The following is a 22,528-nucleotide window of genomic DNA, read 5'->3' as shown; positions in this document are numbered from 1 at the left end:
TCAATGTTTCGTAAAAGCTCTAATACTTCCCTACAAAAAATTTTTAGTCAGTCTCAATTGCTGATTTTTGCTCTTACTCTTGGAATTTGTAGTTTTATTTTCGTGGTGATTTCCATCTACACCATGAATACCTATGCCAAACAAAGCCTTAATATTTTTAGCGCAACCTTAAGTGAGCAAATTCAACCTGCTGTCATTTTCAATGATCGTATTACGCTACAGCAAACACTGAACAATCATATTCAGCAATATCCAATTCGTACTATTCAAGTCATCAACCTGCAAGGGAAACCACTGGCCGAAGCATACAAACCTACACCTGAGTTTGCATGGATGGAAAATCTGTTTGATAAGGTCTTCTTTAAACACCCTGTGACACGCACCATCAAACATCAAAATAACCAGTACGGGACATTGATCATTTACGGTAGTGCCACTCAACTCATGAGCTTTTTCTTTCAACTCTTGATTTGTCTCTCCGCTGGGATTTTTGTCATCCTGTTGATTATGTTGTGGTTGGTACATTCAACCTATCAAAAACTAATGCACTCAATTCAACCCATGGTCAATACTGTTGAAAGCCTTAATCTTAATACTCAATATCAAGCACGTCTTCCATCATCCCCCATTTATGAATTTCGCGTCATCAGTGGTGCATTTAATAATTTATTAGATAAGGTGCAGCGCACCAATGAAAAACTACAAAGCGAAAACTCTCAGTTATCACATCAAGCATTGCATGATCAGTTAACCGAACTCCCGAATCGTCATTATTTTTACAATATTTTGTTCAATCAATTTGAGCACCCTGAGAAAAACCAGACAGCTCTTTTTTTTATCGACAACAATAACTTTAAAAACATTAATGATATGTATGGGCACTTAGCAGGTGATGCCGTGCTCAAAGAAATGGCTCAACGCTTAAAAAAGAATGTCAGAAGCCACGATGTGGTAGCACGATTAGGTGGTGATGAGTTTGCAATTCTGCTCCGTAATATCAAACACTATGATCACCTAGAACTGATTTGTGAGCATTTAATCGAATGCAGTAAAGCACCATTATCTTTTGATCAACAACAGATTCATTTTAGTTTCAGTATTGGCGTTGCTTTTTCAAAATGTGCAACAACGCCTGAAGATTTGATTGCTGAAGCAGACAATGCCATGTATAAAGCCAAAAACTTAGCTCAAGGGTGGTACATCACACCTTGCCTAAATCCTGATCAGGAATCCTCATGTTAAAACATCTTTGTAAATTTATGCTTATCGCAGGTCTTATGACTGCTTTATCTGGCTGCCTTAGTTTAGGGCACCTCAACTATAAACAAGCGCGCATGCTGAAGAAACAAGGCTTTACTTTGACCGAAGAAGGCTGGACGCTGAGACTGCCTGAAAAATTATTGTTCGGCTTTGATCAATCCGATATTCAAGCTTCTCAAAAACCCGCACTCGAAGCGCTTTCTAAACAGTTGCAGCAGTATAATTTGAATAAAATTAAAGTGGTTGGACATACAGATAATATTGGTGACCCAAGCTACAACCAAACACTCTCCGAGAAACGCGCATCAACAGTTAGCCAGATTTTTATCGAAACAGGGTTTAAAACTCAAAATATTCAGAGCATGGGTCGCGGTGCATCACAACCTTTGGTAGAAAATAGCAGCGAGGAAAATCGAGCGCTGAATCGTCGCGTGAATATTATTATTATTCCTTAAGCGTCTCTGTTCTATGTTTTATCTTTAGCCTTCGTCACGAAGGCTTTTTTATGCACCTTACTAAATTTAAGGCATAAAAAAACCGCTTAACGCGGCATCTTTATCTCGACCATTTCAATAAATGGTCGGAGCAGTAGGATTCGAACCTACGACCCCCTGGTCCCAAACCAGGTGCACTACCAGGCTGTGCTATGCTCCGATTTCAACTTTTTAAAGTTGGGGTGAATGACGGGATTCGAACCCGCGACAACTGGAATCACAATCCAGGGCTCTACCAACTGAGCTACATCCACCATAATGTGTCGGTTCTTAATACCAAGCTACCTAATGGCGCGCCTGACAGGATTCGAACCTGTGACCATCCGCTTAGAAGGCGGATGCTCTATCCAACTGAGCTACAGGCGCATGACCAATAATACGAGGTATTATGGATAACCTTGCCTTGAAGAATTGGTCGGAGCAGTAGGATTCGAACCTACGACCCCCTGGTCCCAAACCAGGTGCACTACCAGGCTGTGCTATGCTCCGATTCATCTCAGCTTTTGTATCGAACATCTCGTTCGGTACGGTGTGCATTCTAGGCGTGACGCTTGATAACGTCAACACCTATATTTAAAAAAAATAAAAAAATCACGTCAAATGTATATTAATCAAGCGTTTCAGGCGTTTTTTATACAAATTTTAACGTTTTAGCGATGCACTGAAATCCAACATGCGATCTAAAGGTAATTTCGCACGCTCAGCAAGTGCTGGATCTACAAATATTTCCTGATCGCCACGCTGTAATACCTCTAAAATCCCATCCAGCTCATTCATTGCCATCCATGGACAATGTGCACAAGAACGACAGGTTGCTCCCTCTCCTGCTGTTGGCGCTTCAACCAAAATTTTGTTGGGCACTGCTTGTTGCATTTTGTAGAAAATACCCCGATCGGTTGCCACAATCAGTCGTTCATTGGGTAAGGTTTGTGCCGCTTTAATCAGTTGCGACGTACTTCCAACGGCATCAGCAATATCTACCACAGATTCTGGCGATTCTGGATGCACCAAAACTGCCGCATCCGGATAAAGTGCTTTCATTTGCGCGATGCCACGTGCACGGAATTCTTCATGCACAATACATGCACCATCCCAAAGCAACATGTCTGCGCCCGTTTTCTTTTGGATATAACGGCCTAAATGCTGATCGGGTGCCCAAATAATCTTTTCACCTAAACTGTCTAGATGCTCAATAATTTCGACCGCACAGCTTGAGGTCACGACCCAATCAGCACGAGCTTTAACCGCTGCTGAAGTGTTGGCATAGACCACTACTGTATGGTCTGGATGGGCATCACAAAACTGACTAAATTCTTCAACAGGACAACCCAAATCTAAAGAACATGTGGCCTCTAAAGTTGGCATCAGAATGGTTTTATTCGGTGATAAAATTTTTGAGGTTTCACCCATAAATTTAACGCCTGCCACCACCAAGGTTGATGCTGGATGATCACGACCAAAGCGGGCCATTTCCAATGAATCAGAAACACATCCACCACTTAACTCGGCCAATTCCTGCACTTCAGGATCGCAATAGTAGTGCGCCACCAATACCGCATCGCGCTTTTTCAACTCGTCCAAGATTAAAGCAAATTTTTTTTGCTTCAGTTCTTCACTGAGCTTTGAGTCTTTGGTTTCACCCAAACGGTCCAAATGCGCCTGCACAATTGATTTTGCGTCATTGGTAATTAAATTGGTCGCATTGTTCATCATTCATTCATCCCTTCATGCTTGTCGGCAAGCAAGTCCCGCACTTAATTTATTGGCCAAATGGCTTCTCGGCTTTTGACCAATCATTCAAAAGTTCTTATGGTAAAAAAGCCTCCAAAGGAGGCTTTTTTTAAACTCGTTAAGATTAAGAGCGATAATCCGCATTAATCTTTACATAGTCATAAGATAAGTCACAGGTATACACTGTGTCTTTCGCTGCCCCGCGTCCTAGATCTACACGAATGGTCATTTCAGCTTGTGACATTACACGAGCACCTTCCGCTTCAGTGTAATCGGCAGCCGCGCCACCATCCTTACAGATTTGCACATCATCTAACCAAACTTGGATTTTTTCAACATCTAAATTTTTAACCCCAGCATAACCAATCGCAGCCAAGATACGTCCCCAGTTCGGATCTGACGCAAAAATCGCGGTTTTAACCAAAGGTGAATGCGCAATACTATAAGCAATATCACAGCATTCTTGCGTGTCATACCCACCTTCAACAGCAACCGTAATAAACTTGGTTGCTCCTTCACCATCACGCACAATCAGTTGTGCAAGACGTTTCATCATACGCGTCAGTACATCTAGCACTACGGCATAGCGTGCATCTTGGGTTGAGCTAATCTCAACACCACCCGCTTGACCCGTAGCTGCAAAGATACAGGAGTCATTGGTTGAAGTATCACCGTCAATGGTAATTCGGTTGAACGAAACATTCACCGTTTCGCTCAACAGTTGCTGAACCAACTCACGGCTGATAGGTGCATCGGTTGCAACATAGCCCAACATCGTTGCCATGTTGGGACGAATCATGCCTGCACCCTTAGAAATACCCGTCATGGTATACGTGACGCCATCCAATTCGAATTGCTCAGATGCACCTTTTGGTGTGGTGTCTGTGGTCATAATCCCGGTAGCAGCAACATCCCAAGCATCAGCACTCAAACTATTTAATGCAGGCTGTAATCCATTTAACAAACGCTCCAACGGCAATTGTTCACCAATCACCCCTGTTGAAAACGGTAACACTTCCGTTGCTTGCACACCAGCAAGCTCAGCCAACTGTGCACAAGTACGCTCAGCATTCAGCATGCCTGTCTTGCCTGTACCTGCATTGGCATTACCAGTGTTAATAATGAGGTAGCGCGGATTCGCCACTTGTAAGTGCGCTTTTGACACATGCACAGGTGCTGCACAGAACGCATTTTGAGTGAAAACACCCGCAACATTCGTTCCTTCAGCAAATTCGAAAATGACAAGATCACGTCGGTTCTGATAGCGCACATAAGCTTCAGCCGTTCCGATTCTCACCCCTTTCACCACGTGCATTTGTGGCATTGATACGTCACCTACTGGCATTTTAAACGTCCAATTCATTTGTTAGAAAAAACACAGCTTATTAGAATTTTCAGAAAAAATCGAGCAGAAGACTTTGTTTGCTTTAACTTTTCAATGCACACTCATTTTTGACATAAAAAAACCAATCCGAAGATTGGTTTTATGCAACAGCATTTGATTAATTTGAAGCAAGCTGTGCTGAGCTAGACAAAAGCGCTTGTTTAGCATTTTCTTGACTTACAGGAGAAAGCGCTGGGTTTGAAGCCACAATACGATTCACCGTTGCTGCATTTACAGGAGCAATAGCAGCCGTTTGCAGAACCACTGGGCGTTGATTTGGATTGGCAAAGGTATAACGAATCCCTGTACGCGGACTTTGTACCGTAATATTGCCATTGGCTTGTGCCGCAGGTGCTGTGGTTGCACCGCGTGCTTGTTGAACTTTAGCTGCGGTAGTGGTATCTGCAAATGCAAAAGTTGGAAGCGCTAAAGCTACAATCATGATTGGTTTTAATACTTTTTTCATTGTCTTTCCACTTTAGAGGTTTAGATGATGAGCAACTAAATAGCATTTAATGCCTAACACTGCAAATGCTATTCACATTATGCAACGCTTTAGCTGTAATCAGAATCGTATTTGGATTGATCTTAACGTCAATTTTTCAGTCATACCAATAAAAAGCAGAACCGAAGTTCTGCTTTTTCACTCGTTCACAGTTTAGATTTTACCGTGACACTGTTTGTATTTTAAGCCTGAACCACATGGGCAAGGCGCGTTACGGCTCGCAGGTGCTGCAAACTCTTCTACTGGCTCGTATTGTGCATCTACTTCTGCGAATTGGCTTTGATCATCGGTCAACAAACCATCAAAGTCTGCATGCGACAAGTTCAATTGCATCGCTTCAGCTTGAGCTTGCTTTTGAGCTTCCATTTCAGCCAGCTCTTCAGCCGTTGGTACATGTACGCGAGATAAATCAGTCACAACATCCGATTTGATAATCGCCAACATATTTACAAATAAGTTATACGCTTCTTTTTTGTATTCTTGCTCAGGATTTTTCTGTGCATAGCCACGTAAGTGAATGCCTTGACGTAAATAATCCATCGCCGCCAAGTGATCTTTCCAGTGACGATCCAGCGAGTTCAACATGAAGTGACGCTCCAGCATAACTGCTGTTTCATCGCCCATTTGCTCACGGCGGCTACGGTAGCGCTGTACCACTTCATCAGTAATACGCTCAACCAAAGATTCTTCATCTAAACGGCGGTCATCTTCCAACCATTGGTTGATTGGCAAATCAATCGCAAGATCTTCACGCAACGCTTTTTCAAGCCCATCAATATCCCATTGATCATGAATTGACTCAGGTGGAATATAGTTAGAAATCACGCCTTTCATCACATCACGTTGCATCTCTTCGATGTAATCTTGTAATGTACTTTCAGCCAAAACTTCATCACGTTGCGAGTAAATAATTTTACGCTGCTCGTTGTTGACGTCATCGTATTTCAATAAGTTCTTACGAATATCGAAGTTACGTGCTTCAACTTTACGCTGCGCATTTTCAATCGAACGTGACACCATTTTATGCTCAATGGCTTCATCTTCTTGTAAGCCCATCGCACGCATCATGCCCACAACACGATCACCTGCAAAGATACGCATTAAGTCATCTTCAAGTGACAAGTAGAAACGTGACACACCAGGGTCACCCTGACGACCTGCACGACCACGAAGCTGGTTATCAATACGACGTGATTCGTGACGCTCAGAACCAATGATGTGTAAGCCACCAGAACTTAATACCATTTCATGGTTTTGTTCCCATTCGGCTTTTAAGCGCGCTTCATCTTCATGGGTTGGGTTTTCAATTTTTGCCAGTAAAGCTTTCCAGTTACCACCGAGCAGAATGTCTGTACCACGACCAGCCATGTTGGTTGCAATCGTTACTGCTCGCGGTGCACCCGCTTGCGCAATAATATCTGCTTCACGTTCGTGTTGTTTCGCATTTAACACTTCGTGCTGAATGCCTGCATCACGCAATTTATCCGAGAGAATCTCAGAAGCTTCAATGGTTGCTGTACCAATCAAAATTGGGGCTACACCAGACTCATGCACGCGTTGAATTTCTTGAATAATCGCGTTGTATTTACCATTACGATTTAAATAAATTAAATCGTTTTGATCGAGACGAACCATTGGACGGTGCGTCGGAATGATGACTACATCTAGACCATAAATTTCTTTCATTTCCGCTGCTTCAGTATCGGCAGTACCGGTCATACCCGAAAGCTTTTTGTATAGACGGAAATAGTTCTGGAAGGTTGTGGTTGCAAGCGTTTGGTTTTCAGGCTGGATTTCTAAGCCTTCTTTTGCTTCAACCGCTTGGTGTAAACCTTCAGACCAGCGACGACCTGGCATGGTACGCCCTGTGTTTTCATCGACAATAATCACTTCACCATCATTGATGATGTAATGCACATTACGTTGATACAAGTAATGCGCACGAATGGCAGCAGTAACATGATGAACTAGGTTTAGGTTGGTCGATGAATACAGGCTTTCACCTTCAGCCAACAAGCCCATTTCAATTAGTTCATTTTCAACCGTTTCAAAACCAATTTCTGTCATTTCAACAGAACGTTGTTTTTCATCAATCCAGAAATGACCACCATCTGCGACTTTTTCTTCTTTCTGTGCATGCAGTTTGGGCGGAATGCTATTGATTGCGGCATACAACTGTGAAGAATCATCACTTTGCCCTGAAATAATCAAAGGCGTACGCGCTTCATCAATTAAGATCGAATCGACTTCATCAATGATGGCATAGATCAAACCACGTTGTTTTTTCTCAGCAAGCGAGAACACCATGTTGTCACGTAGATAGTCAAAGCCAAATTCGTTGTTGGTACCGTAGGTAATATCGGCACGATAGGCTTCAGCTTTCTCTGTTGGATCTTGCATGGAATAGATAATCCCGATGCTTAAACCCAAGAATTCAAAGAGCGGACGGTTTAATTCTGCATCACGCTGTGCCAAGTAGTCATTCACGGTAATGACATGAACACCTTGAGCACTAATCGCGTTTAAATAACACGCCAAGGTACCCATCAGGGTTTTACCTTCACCTGTACGCATCTCTGCAATTTTACCTTCGTGTAAGGTAATGCCACCGATCAACTGTACATCGTAATGACGCATGCCCATGACACGCTTAGCTGCTTCACGGCAGACGGCAAATGCTTCTGGGAGTAATTTATCGAGGCTTTCGCCCTTGTTATATCGTTGTTTAAATTCTTCAGTTTTTGCAGATAAGTCTGCATCGCCAAGAGCGGATATCGTCGGCTCGAGCGCATTAATCTTGTCTACGATTTTACGCATGCGTTTGAGTTCGCGCTCATTTTTGGTACCGAAGATTCCTCCGATCAGACTTGCCAACATGAATAGACTCTCTAAATCTTGCTTGTCAAATGAATATGTTTTCTTAGTCGTTATTATGGTGCTAGAAATTTGAAGTACAAGGGCTTTACACAAAACCATTTAAAAAATCTATTCATTGTTTCTAGCCCGTCGAATCTAAGGCAAACTAATGTAACAAATTTTAAACAGCCGACATAGAGATTTCATCCGAACTCATCAGGATTCAACAGTCTTTTTTAAAGTAGCGACTTTAATTGTTTGCAGTTATTCAAGGTTTTGCTTTCAAGCGCTTGATTTTCCCGCAGCGAGGCTTTCACCCCGTTGTTGGACTGACTTGGATTCATGCTCTGTAAGAAACCCAAGAGTTGTTCATCATTGACTCGCATTGCGGTAAGAATCGGAACAAGCTGTACGCAGGTAATATTATAGACATTACTCGCATTCGTATTCTGACCTTGAGTTAACTCTCGCTCGAGAGCTTGTGAAAGGGTGGCTTTACGCTGTTTGAGGCTTTTTTGAGACGCTAGATATTGATCTGTAATTTGTTGTGGCGTTTGACGAGCAGTACTGACTTGGGCTTGTTTCAATTGCCCACCATTCTGCGCATAGGTTACTTCCAGTCCCCATAACACTAAAGTCAGGACGATACCTATTTTTTTCATTGTTCTAATACTCAAGTTTTTTATACTTTGTGGAATTACTTTAAAAAAACAACTATAAATCAATCATGAAAAGAATTGTAGCCAATCATATACGCGATCAATTCTATAGAGCGATACACTTCAGAAGCAGAAATAATCTCGTCTAAACATCGTTACCAAATATGAAAATAAGCGGTCTCTAGAGCAACAACGAGGTCATCTTTAGCATACCCAAATACAGAACACCTATCCGACCAATTATGAATATTTTGTATAAACAAATAATAAAACACTATTTTTCATGCAAAAGAAATTGCGCCATAGTGATGTTCATTCCATAGACATAAAGATAATTTGAGGTTCAACATGAGTTTACGTTTAGGCGACATCGCACCCAACTTTCAACAGGCTTCGAGCGAAGGCGAAATCGATTTTTATCAATTTTTAGGCGATAGCTGGGGAGTACTGTTTTCACATCCTGCTGACTACACGCCAGTATGTACCACCGAGCTTGGCTTTACCGCAAAACTCAAAGATGAATTTGAAAAACGTGGGGTAAAAGCCATTGCCCTCTCGGTCGATGATGTCGAATCGCATCAGGGTTGGATTAAAGACATCAATGCAACCCAAAACACCACGGTGAACTTCCCGATCATTGCCGACCAAGACCGTAAAGTGTCTGAGTTATATGGTTTTATCCATCCCAATGCCAGTGAAACATTGACTGTCCGCTCTTTAGTGATTATCGATCCAAACAAAAAAGTCCGTTTGATTATCACTTATCCTGCATCAACAGGTCGTAATTTCCATGAAATCTTACGCGTGATTGACTCACTGCAACTGACCGATCACCACAAAGTTGCAACTCCTGCGAACTGGCAACAAGGCGAAGATGTGGTGATTGTGCCGTCACTCAAAGATGAAGCTGAAATCGCACAGCGCTTTCCGAAAGGTTATAAAGCAGTTACCCCGTATTTACGCCTGACTCCACAGCCTGAGCAAAGATAAAATATTCTGCTGTGGCAGCAGACAAGTGAAGCCCGAGGTTTTGACCGAGCAGCTCCATTGAAAACAAAAATAGGGTACCGAACTTCAAGCAATCAAAAGAGGAGACTAACCCATAAAAATACGCTCTGAGTCACCTTGTATGATCGTTTCAAACTCCAATGACGAGCCGGGTTTGAACTTTTGAAAGCCTGTCAATCGACAGGCTTTTTTCTGCTTAAAGCAGGCATACATGACTCTTTAACAAAATCAAACTGTTAAAACTAAAATCTTCCGCTATAACAGTCAAAACAATACGATAAAAATGACTTTATGATTTATAACATTCACCATTTACATTGTGGCACCATGTGTCCAGTGTGTGCCCCACTCTTTGGTCAAAAAGGTTTTCAAGCTAAGGTTGTGTGCCATTGTCTTTTGGTTGAAACAGATCAAGGGCTGGTACTGATTGATACGGGCTTAGGTATACAAGACTATCTACACACCAAGCAGCGTTTGGGGCAATTGGTGGCTCGGATTGGAAAAATTGAACAAAACTTAGAATTAACCGCCATTGCACAAATCCAAAAACTTGGCTTTAGCCCAAAGGATGTCAAACACATTTTGGTTTCACATCTGGATTTTGACCATGCGGGGGGTATTTCCGACTTTCCCAATGCAACAGTACATATCCTGTCTAACGAATATAATGCGGCACAAAACCTGAAGTCATTTAAAAATAAAGCCCGTTATAAAACACAACAATTTCAGCAGCATCGCCATTGGCACTTTATTGAGCCAATTCACGGTGATGCATGGTTTAACTTAACTCAAGTGCAAGGGTTTGACTTATTTCATAATGAGATTCTTTTGATTCCACTGTTTGGGCATACTGAAGGTCACTGTGGCATTGCCATTAAAACCCAACAGGGTTGGAAACTCTTCTGCGGGGATGCCTACTACTCCCACCTAGAACTTAATCCCCAAAACAAACTTCGCAGCTTAAATGCCTTAGAAGTATTTTTTACCGAAGATAATGCACAGCGTTTAAGCAACTTGCATAAAATTCAACAATTGGCACAGTCTGAACCAAGTATCGAAATCTTTTGTGCACATGACCCTGTTGAACTCTCACACCATCAGAGCCTGATCCTATGACCAAATATCTTGTTATGCTTTCTCTGTGTATCAGTGTTTCTGGCTGTATGACTACGCCTGCGCTGCCCGAGACAGAGCGTCCACAACACTGGGGGCAGTCTATCCAACCTGCGCATAATTTCTATCAAATCAGTGAAACTGTTTTTCGTAGTGAGCAACCCGATCAAGATTTAGTTCAGAGTTTAAAAGCACAGAAAATTGATGTGATTATTAACTTACGCTCCCGCAATCAAGACCTGAAAAAACTGTCCAACCAAGGATTTGAATTGGTGCACATCCCGATTCATACATGGGCAATTGACCGAGAAGATTTGCTAAAAGTAATGCACAAAATTCAACATGCGGAGCAAAACCAGCAAAAAGTTTTATTGCATTGCTACCATGGTTCAGACCGTACAGGCGCCAGTGTGGCTATGTACCGCATTATTTTTCAAAACTGGTCTACCGCAGATGCCTTGGCTGAGATGAAACATGGCGGTTATGGTTTTCATCCGATTTGGCAAAATATCGAGCCTTTATTTAGCCCCGAAAATATAAAATGGATTCAACAGCAACTGTTGAATCCATCTTAGTGAAGGCAATTGGATTAAACCCGATCTTAACGTTTGTCGAGTGGCACCCAGTCAATCACCCATGCTGACTTCATGCCAAGGCTCGCATCTGAAGTAATCTTCTTGCGGGCTGCATCGGCAGTATCACGGTCTTTAGATGGCCCCACCATAATTCGCACACCTTTAGAGGTTGGACTTTTAGTGACCTTATAGCCCTTGGCACGAAGCTTAGCAGCCAGTGCATCCGCATTGGCTTCATTGGCAGCCAATGCCACCTGTACCATCCACTGCTTATCGCCATGTTCAAGCAAATCACGCGCTTTTTCAGCTTCCGCCTTTTTCTTGGCTTCATCAGCTTTACGCTTTTCATCTGCCTTACGTTTGTCTTCCGCTTTTTTCTCAGCATCTGCTTTACGTTCGGCTTCTTTTTTCGCTTCAGCTTTACGCTCGTCTTCTGCTTTACGTTTAGCCTCAGCTTCGCGCTTAGCTTTATCTTCAAGTGCTTGCTTTTCTGCTAAGGCTTTTTGCTCAGCCAGTTTTTTTGCAGCCGCTGCTTTTTCTGCTTCAGTACGCGCTTGCAGCTTTTGCTGTTCCAACTTCTTTAGTTCAGCCGCTTTATCCGCAGCAATTCGCTGTTGCTTGGCTTTTTCATCTTCAACCAATTCTGGTGGAATGTTATCCGAGCTTTGCTGTGCAGCATTACGGTGCGCATTCAACGCAGCATATTCTTCTGCTGCTTTACGTGCAGCATCTGCTTCGGCTTGCTGTTGCATTGCTAAAAATTCGGCCGCACGAGCTTCTTGTTCAGCAACCGATTTTTCACGTGCTACACGTTGTTGTTCCAGTAAACGCTTTTCTGTTTCAACATCAACCGTTAACGGCTGAAGTTGAACCAACTCACCTTCGGCATTGCGTTGCACATTTTGTGTGACTAGCTCTGGTGCTTTAATATTATTTTGATGTATTTCTTCTTTGCCTTTAAGCAGTAATGCCGCCAAAAGGACACCACCACCTAATAAAACAACGCCACCCATCCAACGTTGTTTGCTATTCATTGACATTCTTCCAAATACTCCCATACCGCTTCTAAGGTATGAAATGACCCACATACCAAAATCAGCTGATTATTCTTTGTTTCGTCGAGCGCTGATTTAAAAGCCAATTTCACACTGTCAAAGTGCTGCACATGTTGCCCTTGCAGCGCTTGATCCAATTGTTCAATTGGAGCAGCACGCGGGACAGTTAATGCCGCAATTTTCCACATTTGTATGGAGTCTTTCAATAACTCTGTGACAGATTTCACATCTTTATCTGCCAACATCGAGAAAACACTGACTACTTCAGTGTACTGTTTATTGTATTTTAGGAAATTTCGCAATTGATTTAATAAAAAAGCAACACCATGCGGGTTATGCCCTGCATCAAAAATCACTGTTTTGTTCTGTATTTGGCGAATTTCAAAACGACCTTGCAATTTTGCGTTTTGAATTCCTTCAGAAATAGCATGCTGAGAAACAGTCAAGCCACTAAGAAGTACTGCCGCAACTGCTGTTGAAATATTTTCAACCGCCAATGTGCCGAGAGGTAAATTTAAAGTGGTGCCGCTGGATGCAAACATCCACGACTGACCATGCTCACTACGTTGATAAAAATAGTCACGATTCACTGCATAAAGTTTTGCAGCACAAGCATCCGCTTTATCGATAATCGCTTGAGGGATTTGTTGTAAGCCGCCAAACACCACAGGAATATTGGGACGGATAATGCCAGCTTTTTCAAAGGCAATCTTTTCGATGGTATCGCCCAGCCAGTCAGTATGGTCTAAACCAATATTGGTGATCACCGCAACATCGGGTTCAATCACGTTGACCACATCTAAACGACCACCTAGACCCACTTCAAGCACCCAAACATCACATGCTTGGTCTTTAAAAATGACAAAAGCCGCGAGTGTGGTCGCCTCAAAGAACGAGAGGCTTAAATCACAATCACGGCGCGCTTGATCCACTTGTACAAAAGCATCGACCAAGCTTTGGTCATCGACCTCTACACCACGCAATTTGACCCGTTCATTAAAACGGTAAATATGTGGTGACTGATACAGTCCCACCTTATAGCCTTGCGCATTTAAAATGGCAGCCAGTGTGGTGGTGGTCGAACCTTTTCCATTGGTTCCCGCTACGGTTAAAACTTTGGCATCGGGACGCGTTACACCGAGCTTTTCAGCTACAGGAATTACGCGTTCCAATCCTAAATCAATCCCCGTAACGTGAACATGGCCCCAATAATCGAGCCATGTTTCTAAAGAGTCTGTTGCAAGTGGTGCTGTGTTCAAGACAAATTCATCAGTTTCGCGACAATACGATAAACTGTATCACGTAATGCGTGACGGTGAACAATTTGATCGATTACACCATGATCAAGCAAGTATTCCGCACGCTGGAACGGCTCTTCTAGCTTTTCACGCACAGTTTGTTCGATCACGCGTTTACCTGCAAAACCAATCATCGCTTTCGGCTCTGCAATATGTACATCCCCGAGCATCGCTAAAGACGCGGTTACACCACCATAAACAGGATGGGTCAACACCACCAAATATGGCAGACCCGCGTCTTTCATTTTTTGGATGGCCGCTGAAGTACGCGCCATTTGCATCAAAGACAACATGCCTTCTTGCATACGTGCACCGCCTGAAGCAGCAAAGCAAATCAGAGGTTGTTTGTCCGCAATGGCTTTTTCAGCCGCTTGCACAAAACGGTCACCAACAACCGTACCCATTGAACCACCCATGAAGTCAAATTCAAAGGCACAGGCAACCAAAGGAATACCTTTAAGTAAACCTTGCATCACCACCAAGGCTTCAGTTTCACCTGTTTTGGTCTGTGCTTCACTCATACGCGCTGGATATGGCTTTGAGTCGACAAATTTCAACGGATCTTTGGCTTTAAATTCTTGTCCCAATTCTGTTTGCACTTGGTCAAAGAACCAATTCAAACGATCACGGGCTTTCATACGCAAATGTTCATCACACTGAGGGCAAACATAAGCGTTAAATGACATTGCAGTACGTGTAACAAGGGCATGGCACTCAGGGCATTCAATCGTTGGTTCTGTAAACGTCGCCTTGAGTGAGGTTTGCTCATCAGGTACTTGAATACCGGGTACACCACGTTCAGTCCATGGCGTCGATGGGCTTAGGATTTTCCCTGATTTAACATCTTGACTCATACTAACTCATCGAGCGCTGCTCGAAGCTCCTTGACTTTATTAACCGTTTCAACCACGGCTTGTTCTGGTGCTAAGCTTGCAAATTGCTTAACAAAAGCACTACCAACAATCACAGCATCAGCCACTCCGCCCATTGCTTTGGCAGATGTCGCATCACTGATCCCAAAACCAACACCGACAGGAATATCTGTTTCTGCTTTAATTTTCGCAATTCGGTTTGCAGCTTCAGCAACGTCTAAAGTTGCTGCACCTGTGACCCCTTTTAAAGACACGTAATAGATGAAACCACTCGCCTGTTTCACCACATGTTTAATGCGTTCGTCCGTTGATGTTGGAGCTAGTAAAAAGATTTGATCCATATCAAATTGCTTCAATACAACATCAAGCTCTGCTGCTTCTTCTGGCGGTAAATCCACCAGTAGAATGCCATCGACACCACATGCATGCGCAGTCGATACAAACTTTTCATAACCAATGACTTCAACCGGATTCAGATAACCCATCAATACGACTGGGGTCTCTTGATCCTTTTGACGGAACTCTTTGACCATATTCAAAGCATCTAAGGTATTGGTGCCACCTGCCAATGCGCGTTCTGCAGCAAGGGCAATCACAGGACCATCTGCCATAGGGTCTGAAAATGGAAGACCGAGTTCAATCACATCTACACCCGCCTCGACCATCTGATGTAACAAAGGAACTGTTACCTGTGGATGAGGGTCACCAGCCATAACATAAGAAACCAAAGCTTTACGCTGTTGAGATTTAAGCTGTCCAAAACGAGTGGCTAAACGTGACATAGGGTTGTGCTTTCCTTAACTTGTTTAAAATTAAAACTACTGAGGAGTTGGCTTTGTAAAAATACAAGACGCTGCATTGTAACGCTATTTTTTACTCATTGAATAGAGCACATCGCGTTCGCGTTCCAATTCATTTTTCGTCAAATATTTTCAGAACAACCGTAAAGCACCATTTACTGATATTTCGGTTTTTTTCTCAATGATCAAAGATGCCTAATTTTAGGAAATACCAAAATGTCTAAGTTTTAGATAAACTTATTTTTATTTACAAAAAAATGATAAAAATAGACGGCTTAGCTTTTACATTTAAAGTTTTATGAAATAGCAAAACCTGCATTATACTACGCACATTCTTTCATTTCCCTATCTCCTATGACCACCGATAACTCAGGTTTAGTGCAAGCACGTGCGCTTGCGCTGTTACCGCTTATTGTTTTTTTAGCCATTTTCTTAGGCAGTGGTATTTACCATTCTGTGATTGGAACCGAGTTTGCGTTCTATCAAATGAAAGCGCCTGTTGCGGCCATTCCTGCCATTATTTTGGCGGTGTTGATTTATCGCGGTGAGCTGAATCAAGGCATCGAAACCTTTCTGCGCGGTGCAAGTCACCCGAACCTTATCTTGATGTTCATGGTGTTCATGCTGGCAGGCGCTTTTGCCAGTACTACCAGTGCCATTGGCAGTGTAGATGCCACAGTGCAAATGGGCTTGTCTGCGATTCCACCAGCCTTTGTGCTGCCCATGCTATTTATTATTTCAGCATTCATTGCAACGGCAATGGGCACCTCGATGGGCACCATTGCGGCCTGCGCACCGATTGCCTTTGGTTTCTCTCAAGCCACTGATATTGCTGCGGTCTATGCCATAGGCGCGGTCGTGGGCGGTGCGATGTTTGGTGATAACCTGTCGATGATTTCGGATACCACCATTGCAGCCACCACCAGTCAAAAAGTTCAACTTCGAGACAAGTTTCGCGTCAATGTCTGGATTGCAGTACCAGCAGCTTTAATCACAATCGCGATTTATGTCTTTAGCATCCATCAAACCGAAACCATTCAATCCAAAGACTTTAATCCTTGGCTGGTGTTGCCCTATGTCGTGGTGTTTTTCCTCGCCTTCAGTCGTTTACACGTGCTTGCGGTACTTACAGTCGGTGTAGTGCTCTCTGGGGTGATGGGACTGATTGCACAGCCAGAATTTACCGTCATTCAACTCAACACAGCCATCTATGATGGTTTTGTCGGAATGTTTGAAGTCGCGTTACTGTCGATGTTCTTGGGCGGTCTTTCGACCATTATGCAAAAAGAAGGTGGACTCGACTGGCTTATTCAACGCATTTACAGCCTCACCCGTTTATTTAAAGTTGGTCGTGAGCGCGCAGGTGAAATCGGATTGAGCTTTTTAGTAGTTTTCTCTAACATTTTTGTGGCCAACAACACTGTAGCGATTATTTTATCGGGCGATATGGCGCGTGAAGTCGCTAAAGAATATGGCGTAGACACAAAACGTGCAGCCGCTTTGCTCGACATCTTTTCATGTGTTGTACAAGGGCTTATTCCCTATGGAGCACAGCTTCTATTGGCCTGCTCAATTGCAAAGCTTTCGCCAGTTGAACTCATCGGCAGCATTTACTACTGTTGGATACTGGCGATCTTTGCCATCCTTGCGATTGCATTCCGTTTTCCACGACTGAAATCAGCCTGATCATTACATACATTTCAGCGCCTTCCAAAAGGCGCTTTTTTATGCCTGCTGTTATTTCAGTTGTCGTTTCAACTGCAATAAGGTCTGTCCACTTTGCTGTTTATAGGCACGCGCTAAAGCAGACTGTCCCGAATAGCCGAGTTGTAAGGCGATTTCAGTTAAACTCAAACCTTGTTGTAAGAGATATTCACATCGCTTCATGCGCTCTGACTCAAGTACTCGCTGAAATGAACTATCCCAGTCTTGTAACTGGCGTTGTAAGGTCCGCGTTGACAAGTGTAATTCATTAGCAATCTGTTCAATTTTAGGGGCTTCTGCATGCGCTTTAAGATAATCGGCCACGGCACTATGAATCTGTTGTAATACGCTCTCATAACGAGGCTTGAGGGCAATTGCAACCTCTGCTTGTTTCAGTAGAAGCTGCGTTAAAGAAGGATCAGCAAAGCCCGATTTTAACGCCAGACTGTCCGCACTCATCACATACGCATAGCAGGCTTGATTAAAGCTTACTTCACAGCCATAAAATTTTTGATAATGATACTGTGCCATCTGGGCTGGATGCGCCATTTGGATTTTTAAGAATTGTAATTGATCGGGAAAAATTTTCTTGGCCAAATGCACAATGGATGCCATGGTCATTTCATTCAGTGAAGCATATTTTTCATTAAGAAAAGGCCAAGTCAGCCAAATCTCACTGCCCCTTTGCTGCATCTGCATGGGACTAACTTCTGCCCCATCAATCACCAAACGACTAAAGCGCATCACATAACTCAGTGCTTCAGCCACGCTATTACTGCGTGTGGCCATATAGCCCAAAACACCAAAATGTTCAGGTTGAATAAATTTTGCCATCTCCATAATCAACTGAGGACAATCCAACTGTTCTCGCGTCAGTTGTAAAATCGTTTGAAAGAATGAAAATGGCGATTGGATATCGATTGGCAGTTGTAATACATGCTCTAATTCATACTGATATTGCTCTAAAAAACCGAGTCGATGAAAATCAATTCCTTGCTCTATGAGATACATATTCCAGAGCTGAAAATAACCATTGGGGATTTGTAATTCTTGCATGACGGCCCACCCGCTATTTGACATGCGATATTTTCACATTGGCGTAAAATGTATAAAAAATGGCAATATCTGTCAAAACAAACTGCATTTTCTCCGACATACTGCAATCATCCAAGGCAAATGAAGTAAAACAAAATGAATGCCATTGTTACAGCCCCTATTGAACCAATTGTGCGAACTCAACTCAATTTTAAGCTTGATGAAGTACCCCGTTTTTGGTTTGGCGGCGACCCATTTCGAACGCGTATGTTTGATGCACTCAGCCTCACTTTCCCCGATGGAGAACGCTATTTTATTCAAAGTGTGCGTTTGTTTCGGGACCAAATTACAGACCCAAGCTTAGCTGCACGTATCACCGATTTTATTAAGCAGGAAGCACAGCATGGCATTGCCCATGACAAAATGAATCAGGTCATGCGAGAACAAGGCATGCCTGTCGATCAGTTTATTCAGCGTTTAAATAAAATCTTTAAATTTGAGCTGAGTAAACGCTCACCTCAGTACAACATTGCCATGACGGCTGCGGCAGAACATTTAACTGCACTGATGGCCGAAACTTTTTATAGCCATAAAGCCACGTTGGCTGAGGCCCACCCCTATGTCCGTGCTTTATTTGCATGGCATGCCATTGAAGAAATGGAACACCGTGATGTCGCATTTGATGTGATGAAGCAAGTCGGACATGTGCCTGAAGCGACGCGTCTATTTGCATTGGCCTTCACCACAGTGATGATGTTCGGTTTCACCACCTATCGTGCAGATGTCATGCTCAAACATGATGGCTTTAACCGTATTCAACGCTTGCAAATGATGCTTAAAGGGCTACCTTGGTTCTTTGGGAAAAAAGGGATACTGTCCCGCATGCGTGGTCAATATCTCGATTGGTTTAAGAAAGACTTTCATCCCAATCAACATCCTGTGATTGCACAGTACGATGTTTGGATCAATACCCTCGCAGAAAGTCATGATCCGATTTTAGCAGGTGAAGCTTTTTGGCAAGCAGGGAAATAATTCAGTAAGCGCAACAAATATACACTTTGGATGAGTTTAGGTATCATACGCCCATCTTAAAACATGGGCATATGAAGTTGAATTTGTATGTCCAATTACATCCGAAGTTAAAAATGTCGTTTAAATTCAAACTCCGCGTTCTTGGTTATCTGATCATGGTCAATGCAGTGATCTCGATGCTCATTGCTTGCAGATATTTCCTGTATTTATCTGAGTTTCCAACAGATTTATTGGGATTCAGTTTCTTATTTACTGGAACATTCTCGCACATGACTGTGCTTGCCTCATTGATTGGCCTGATCTTGATTCCGAGCTTATTTCTACCCAATACGCTACGTCATATTACGCAAGCAAGTATTGCTAGCTTGGCACTCATTGCACTGATCATAGATACCTTTGTTTATGCACAGTACCGTTTCCACATCAATACTGTCATGTTGGAACTGGTGATGTCAGGTCAAGTTGTGAGTTTCTCACTCTCAACATGGCTGATGGTCATTGCTGCGATTACCTGTATTTTTGCGGCACAATTTTACTTCATTCGATTCTTAGAGAAAAAATTACCCACTTTTTCATGGAGCATTGGTAAAAAGTTTACAGGCTTAGTGTTTGTCGCTTTACTTTTAAGTAATGGTATTCACGTTTGGGCTGCAGCACATGTGTATCAACCTGTAACCATGACACAACGCTATTTACCGATGTTTTATCCGATGACCTCGAATAAAACCATGAAAAAGTACGGCTGGATTGATGAAGAAGCTTTAGAAAAACAAAAGGCTATGTCTTTAGAACGTAAAAGTGACCTGAATTATCCGCTAACGCCGATTGTTGGAGAAGCTCCAAAGCAACCTACCAATATTATGTTTATCGTGATTGATTCTTGGCGTGCAGACACATTTAATGCAGACAATTCACCAAACCTGTGGAGTTATGCGCAGAACGGAAAGATTTTTAATCAACACTATTCAACTGGTAATGCCACGCGTACAGGTATTTTCGGGATGTTCTATGGTATTCCTGGTACTTACTGGCACGGCATGATTGTGAACCGCCAAAGTCCAGTATTTATTGACCGTTTGCAAGCACTGAATTATCAACTGGGTTTATTTGCTGCTGCCAAATTAACCAACCCTGAATTCCATGAAACCGCGTTTTCAAAAGTGCCAAATTTACGTATTGGTTCTTCTGGCAAAGTGGCGGGGGGCATAGATGAAGAATTAACGCAAGATTGGTTAAAGTGGTATGAAAAAAGAGATCGAAACAAACCGACCTTTTCATTTTTATTTTACGACTCCCCTCACGGATACAGCTTCCCTAAAGACTATCCACACCAGTACAAACCTATGCTGGATGAGGTTAATTATCTCAAGTTAAGTAATGATTCTGATCGTTCATTAATGATGAATCGTTATAAAACCAGTGTGCACTACGTCGACAGCATTGTGAAACAGGTTTTAGATAAACTAAAAGAAACGGGTGATGCAGAAAACACATTGGTCATCATTACTGGCGACCATGGGCAAGAAGTGAATGATAATCTTCAAAACTTTTGGGGACATAATGGTAACTTTACCGACCCTCAAGTCAAAGTTCCCTTTGCAATCATTGGTCCAAAGATACAAACTGATGCACTATGGGATAACCAAGTTTTAACCAGCCATCAAGATATTGTTCCAACCCTCATGAAGAACTATTTAGGTGTAACCACAAAAATTCACGACTATTCAGTGGGTGAAGATTTGTTGGGAGCACAAATTCAACGTGATTGGATTTTAACCTCAAGCTATAGTAAATATGGCATTGTTACCCCTAAAAACATCTTAGAAGTGGGGGCTGTTGGGCAGTTCGAAATCTTAGATAAAAAGAATCAGCCAATGTCAGATCAAGAGCCAAACTATGCTCATGTTCAAGCAGCATTGGAGCAAATTAGTCGTTTTAATAAATAAAGGCAAAAGAAAAACCGGCATGATGCCGGTTTTTTATCACAGGTCTTTTACCACTTTGCATAGTGCTGTTCGAGCAATCCATATTCATTTAGCAATACAATCTCTTGATCACCCTGCTGAATCGTACCGCTAATCTTGGCTTGCCATTGACTAAACTGACTGCCCACAAGACGCAAATTTAGGTTTTCAAAACGGCGCCAACCCGTGGTCACAGTTAAATTTAAGCGTTCATCTAACGAGCGAATGCTCCAACGCCCTTCTTCTTCCATTTGGAATAGAACATCACTCACGGTATAGAGCTTTCCATTCACCCACAGACAGTTTTCATTACCAAAACTTTCATTCACACCAGAGGCTAAGTTCAGACCAATACGCTTACCCTGTGCATCCCAAAAACTACAAGAAAGCCAAAACCAAGCTGTTTCCGGTCGGAGGAAACCACAGGTATCATCTAGCGCAGCCAAGGTCCGCTCATTAAACTGAATGATCTGCCCTGCTTTGTTGGTAAAAAAACCCTCACACGCTAAGGTGGTCAATTTTTGGGTATAAGTCCAACCATTAATCCCTGTTGGACTACACATACTCAATGGATCAGTACCTGCGCAGAAAATACGGGCGCTCAGCTTAATTTCACCATACTTGGTGACTTGAACATAGCGCACACCATTGGCATGCTGAATTTCAATTTGAAACGGTGAATTTGCAAACACACTTTGGTTATACAAAGGCTGTTCATCTAATACGGTTTTACGCGCTAGAAAATTCACGGCGTTCCATTCAAGTACTTCTTTTTTGAGATGATCGTAAATATAAACGAAACCATGCCCAGCCCAAGCAATATCAGCAATCGCTAAGCCAATGGTGTAATGCTCATGTTGAATGCTACAAAACTTAAATTTCTTATATTTCAGCTTTTTCCGCCATCCCGTAAGTACTTCACCATATGGGGTTTTATACTGATACTTATTTAAATCAATGGTTTTTGGAAGTTCGCTAAACCGACCATAATGTGGTTGTCCGTTGGACTGAATCAAATCCATTGATGCTTTATCCTTAAGCAAAAGTTAATTAATATCCCTAAGCCTATTATGCCTATAATTTTAAAGGTGAAAAGTCTTTAGTTTGTTTTTTCATCAAATTGTTCGCTAAACCTACTCTCTTTCATTTGAAGACACCACTTAAAAATTAAGAATGATCCAAC

19 protein-coding genes and 4 tRNA genes are annotated in these 22,528 nt (G+C 42.5%); 8 read left to right on the top strand and 15 right to left on the bottom strand.

Annotated features, from left to right (window positions below):
- Positions 1-3 precede the first annotated feature (3 nt).
- Together F946_RS14190 and F946_RS14185 are read left to right on the top strand one after the other, a co-directional pair.
- Complete coding sequence (locus F946_RS14190) at positions 4-1,242, top strand: diguanylate cyclase DgcN/YfiN (protein ID WP_004983665.1); 1,239 nt, start codon at positions 4-6, stop codon at positions 1,240-1,242.
- Entirely contained in the window at positions 1,236-1,715 is a 480-nt protein-coding gene (locus F946_RS14185; protein WP_004983663.1) for an outer membrane lipoprotein YfiB, read from the top strand. The genes F946_RS14190 and F946_RS14185 overlap by 7 nt, the downstream gene beginning before the upstream one ends.
- Before the next feature lie 122 nt (positions 1,716-1,837).
- Here the strand turns inward: F946_RS14185 and F946_RS14180 are convergent.
- The 9 genes from F946_RS14180 to F946_RS14140 all read right to left on the bottom strand — a co-directional run bounded on the left by F946_RS14180 (position 1,838) and on the right by F946_RS14140 (position 8,892).
- Positions 1,838-1,914: transfer RNA gene (locus tag F946_RS14180), tRNA-Pro, on the bottom strand.
- An 18-nt stretch (positions 1,915-1,932) separates the two neighbouring features.
- Positions 1,933-2,008 (bottom strand) — tRNA-His (locus F946_RS14175).
- A 35-nt stretch (positions 2,009-2,043) separates the two neighbouring features.
- Positions 2,044-2,120, bottom strand: a tRNA-Arg gene (locus tag F946_RS14170).
- Between the two features lie 46 nt (positions 2,121-2,166).
- Positions 2,167-2,243: transfer RNA gene (locus tag F946_RS14165), tRNA-Pro, on the bottom strand.
- Positions 2,244-2,396: 153 nt separating this feature from the next.
- Entirely contained in the window at positions 2,397-3,464 is a 1,068-nt protein-coding gene (gene nadA, locus F946_RS14160; protein ID WP_035327160.1) for a quinolinate synthase NadA, read from the bottom strand.
- Positions 3,465-3,609: 145 nt separating this feature from the next.
- A complete protein-coding gene (gene argJ / locus F946_RS14155; RefSeq protein WP_004983656.1) occupies positions 3,610-4,830 on the bottom strand; it encodes a bifunctional glutamate N-acetyltransferase/amino-acid acetyltransferase ArgJ in 1,221 nt (406 codons plus the stop codon).
- Positions 4,831-4,987: 157 nt separating this feature from the next.
- Positions 4,988-5,335, bottom strand: a complete 348-nt coding sequence (locus F946_RS14150; RefSeq protein ID WP_004983653.1) for a hypothetical protein — start codon at positions 5,333-5,335, stop codon at positions 4,988-4,990.
- A gap of 192 nt (positions 5,336-5,527) precedes the next feature.
- Positions 5,528-8,251, bottom strand: a complete 2,724-nt coding sequence (secA, locus tag F946_RS14145) for a preprotein translocase subunit SecA (RefSeq protein ID WP_004983641.1) — start codon at positions 8,249-8,251, stop codon at positions 5,528-5,530.
- Between the two features lie 215 nt (positions 8,252-8,466).
- Complete coding sequence (locus F946_RS14140) at positions 8,467-8,892, bottom strand: hypothetical protein (RefSeq protein ID WP_004697800.1); 426 nt, start codon at positions 8,890-8,892, stop codon at positions 8,467-8,469.
- A 345-nt stretch (positions 8,893-9,237) separates the two neighbouring features.
- On the opposite strand from F946_RS14140, the gene F946_RS14135 reads away from it, so the two are divergent.
- The 3 genes from F946_RS14135 (at position 9,238) to F946_RS14125 (ending at position 11,585) form a co-directional block, all read left to right on the top strand.
- Positions 9,238-9,879: a peroxiredoxin gene (locus tag F946_RS14135; protein WP_004983640.1), complete on the top strand. Its 642-nt coding sequence runs from the start codon at positions 9,238-9,240 to the stop codon at positions 9,877-9,879.
- A gap of 309 nt (positions 9,880-10,188) precedes the next feature.
- On the top strand, positions 10,189-11,013 hold the full coding sequence (locus F946_RS14130; RefSeq protein WP_004983638.1) for an MBL fold metallo-hydrolase: 825 nt from the start codon (positions 10,189-10,191) through the stop codon (positions 11,011-11,013).
- Positions 11,010-11,585, top strand: a complete 576-nt coding sequence (locus F946_RS14125; RefSeq protein WP_004983635.1) for a dual specificity protein phosphatase family protein — start codon at positions 11,010-11,012, stop codon at positions 11,583-11,585. Before F946_RS14130 ends, F946_RS14125 begins: the two co-directional genes overlap by 4 nt.
- 26 nt (positions 11,586-11,611) lie before the next feature.
- Here the strand turns inward: F946_RS14125 and F946_RS14120 are convergent, their stop codons facing one another.
- From F946_RS14120 to trpA, 4 genes are read right to left on the bottom strand one after another with little or no spacing between them, the layout of a single operon-like run.
- On the bottom strand, positions 11,612-12,625 hold the full coding sequence (locus F946_RS14120; RefSeq protein ID WP_373868104.1) for an SPOR domain-containing protein: 1,014 nt from the start codon (positions 12,623-12,625) through the stop codon (positions 11,612-11,614).
- Complete coding sequence (gene folC, locus F946_RS14115; RefSeq protein WP_004983632.1) at positions 12,616-13,899, bottom strand: bifunctional tetrahydrofolate synthase/dihydrofolate synthase; 1,284 nt, start codon at positions 13,897-13,899, stop codon at positions 12,616-12,618. Before folC ends, F946_RS14120 begins: the two co-directional genes overlap by 10 nt.
- A complete protein-coding gene (gene accD, locus F946_RS14110) occupies positions 13,896-14,792 on the bottom strand; it encodes an acetyl-CoA carboxylase, carboxyltransferase subunit beta (RefSeq protein WP_004697788.1) in 897 nt (298 codons plus the stop codon). Before accD ends, folC begins: the two co-directional genes overlap by 4 nt.
- Positions 14,789-15,592: a tryptophan synthase subunit alpha gene (trpA, locus tag F946_RS14105; protein ID WP_004983629.1), complete on the bottom strand. Its 804-nt coding sequence runs from the start codon at positions 15,590-15,592 to the stop codon at positions 14,789-14,791. Before trpA ends, accD begins: the two co-directional genes overlap by 4 nt.
- Positions 15,593-15,964: 372 nt before the next feature.
- Between trpA and F946_RS14100 the strand changes: the two genes are divergently transcribed.
- A complete protein-coding gene (locus F946_RS14100; protein WP_004983627.1) occupies positions 15,965-17,296 on the top strand; it encodes a Na+/H+ antiporter NhaC family protein in 1,332 nt (443 codons plus the stop codon).
- Positions 17,297-17,347: 51 nt separating this feature from the next.
- On the opposite strand, the gene F946_RS14095 is transcribed toward F946_RS14100, so the two are convergent.
- Entirely contained in the window at positions 17,348-18,370 is a 1,023-nt protein-coding gene (locus tag F946_RS14095) for an AraC family transcriptional regulator (protein WP_004983626.1), read from the bottom strand.
- 135 nt (positions 18,371-18,505) lie between these two features.
- Here F946_RS14095 and F946_RS14090 point away from each other — a divergent pair, with 135 nt between their 5' ends.
- Both F946_RS14090 and F946_RS14085 read left to right on the top strand, forming a co-directional pair.
- Positions 18,506-19,381: a metal-dependent hydrolase gene (locus tag F946_RS14090; protein WP_004983624.1), complete on the top strand. Its 876-nt coding sequence runs from the start codon at positions 18,506-18,508 to the stop codon at positions 19,379-19,381.
- A gap of 113 nt (positions 19,382-19,494) precedes the next feature.
- On the top strand, positions 19,495-21,327 hold the full coding sequence (locus F946_RS14085) for a DUF3413 domain-containing protein (RefSeq protein ID WP_035327157.1): 1,833 nt from the start codon (positions 19,495-19,497) through the stop codon (positions 21,325-21,327).
- 47 nt (positions 21,328-21,374) lie between these two features.
- Here F946_RS14085 and F946_RS14080 read toward each other — a convergent pair whose 3' ends face one another.
- Complete coding sequence (locus tag F946_RS14080; protein ID WP_004983619.1) at positions 21,375-22,367, bottom strand: DUF2804 domain-containing protein; 993 nt, start codon at positions 22,365-22,367, stop codon at positions 21,375-21,377.
- Positions 22,368-22,528: the final 161 nt, after the last annotated feature.

It is taken from the genome of Acinetobacter johnsonii ANC 3681 (assembly GCF_000368805.1).
Taxonomy (GTDB): domain Bacteria; phylum Pseudomonadota; class Gammaproteobacteria; order Pseudomonadales; family Moraxellaceae; genus Acinetobacter; species Acinetobacter johnsonii.
The sequence above is the reverse complement of the archived record's forward strand: the minus strand, read 5'-3'. Positions and strand labels throughout refer to the sequence as shown.

Bases quoted from the DNA above. Each gene is read 5' to 3' on its own strand.
- F946_RS14090 (WP_004983624.1), top strand. From the start codon at position 18,506: ATGAATGCCATTGTTACAGCCCCTATTGAACCAATTGTGCGAACTCAA.
- trpA (WP_004983629.1), bottom strand. From the start codon at position 15,592: ATGTCACGTTTAGCCACTCGTTTTGGACAGCTTAAATCTCAACAGCGT.
- F946_RS14095 (WP_004983626.1), bottom strand. From the start codon at position 18,370: ATGCAAGAATTACAAATCCCCAATGGTTATTTTCAGCTCTGGAATATG.
- argJ (WP_004983656.1), bottom strand. From the start codon at position 4,830: ATGCCAGTAGGTGACGTATCAATGCCACAAATGCACGTGGTGAAAGGG.
- F946_RS14190 (WP_004983665.1), top strand. From the start codon at position 4: ATGTTTCGTAAAAGCTCTAATACTTCCCTACAAAAAATTTTTAGTCAG.
- F946_RS14085 (WP_035327157.1), top strand. From the start codon at position 19,495: ATGTCGTTTAAATTCAAACTCCGCGTTCTTGGTTATCTGATCATGGTC.
- secA (WP_004983641.1), bottom strand. From the start codon at position 8,251: ATGTTGGCAAGTCTGATCGGAGGAATCTTCGGTACCAAAAATGAGCGC.
- F946_RS14150 (WP_004983653.1), bottom strand. From the start codon at position 5,335: ATGAAAAAAGTATTAAAACCAATCATGATTGTAGCTTTAGCGCTTCCA.
- accD (WP_004697788.1), bottom strand. From the start codon at position 14,792: ATGAGTCAAGATGTTAAATCAGGGAAAATCCTAAGCCCATCGACGCCA.
- F946_RS14130 (WP_004983638.1), top strand. From the start codon at position 10,189: ATGATTTATAACATTCACCATTTACATTGTGGCACCATGTGTCCAGTG.
- nadA (WP_035327160.1), bottom strand. From the start codon at position 3,464: ATGAACAATGCGACCAATTTAATTACCAATGACGCAAAATCAATTGTG.
- F946_RS14135 (WP_004983640.1), top strand. From the start codon at position 9,238: ATGAGTTTACGTTTAGGCGACATCGCACCCAACTTTCAACAGGCTTCG.
- F946_RS14140 (WP_004697800.1), bottom strand. From the start codon at position 8,892: ATGAAAAAAATAGGTATCGTCCTGACTTTAGTGTTATGGGGACTGGAA.
- F946_RS14120 (WP_373868104.1), bottom strand. From the start codon at position 12,625: ATGTCAATGAATAGCAAACAACGTTGGATGGGTGGCGTTGTTTTATTA.
- F946_RS14080 (WP_004983619.1), bottom strand. From the start codon at position 22,367: ATGGATTTGATTCAGTCCAACGGACAACCACATTATGGTCGGTTTAGC.
- F946_RS14100 (WP_004983627.1), top strand. From the start codon at position 15,965: ATGACCACCGATAACTCAGGTTTAGTGCAAGCACGTGCGCTTGCGCTG.
- F946_RS14185 (WP_004983663.1), top strand. From the start codon at position 1,236: ATGTTAAAACATCTTTGTAAATTTATGCTTATCGCAGGTCTTATGACT.
- F946_RS14125 (WP_004983635.1), top strand. From the start codon at position 11,010: ATGACCAAATATCTTGTTATGCTTTCTCTGTGTATCAGTGTTTCTGGC.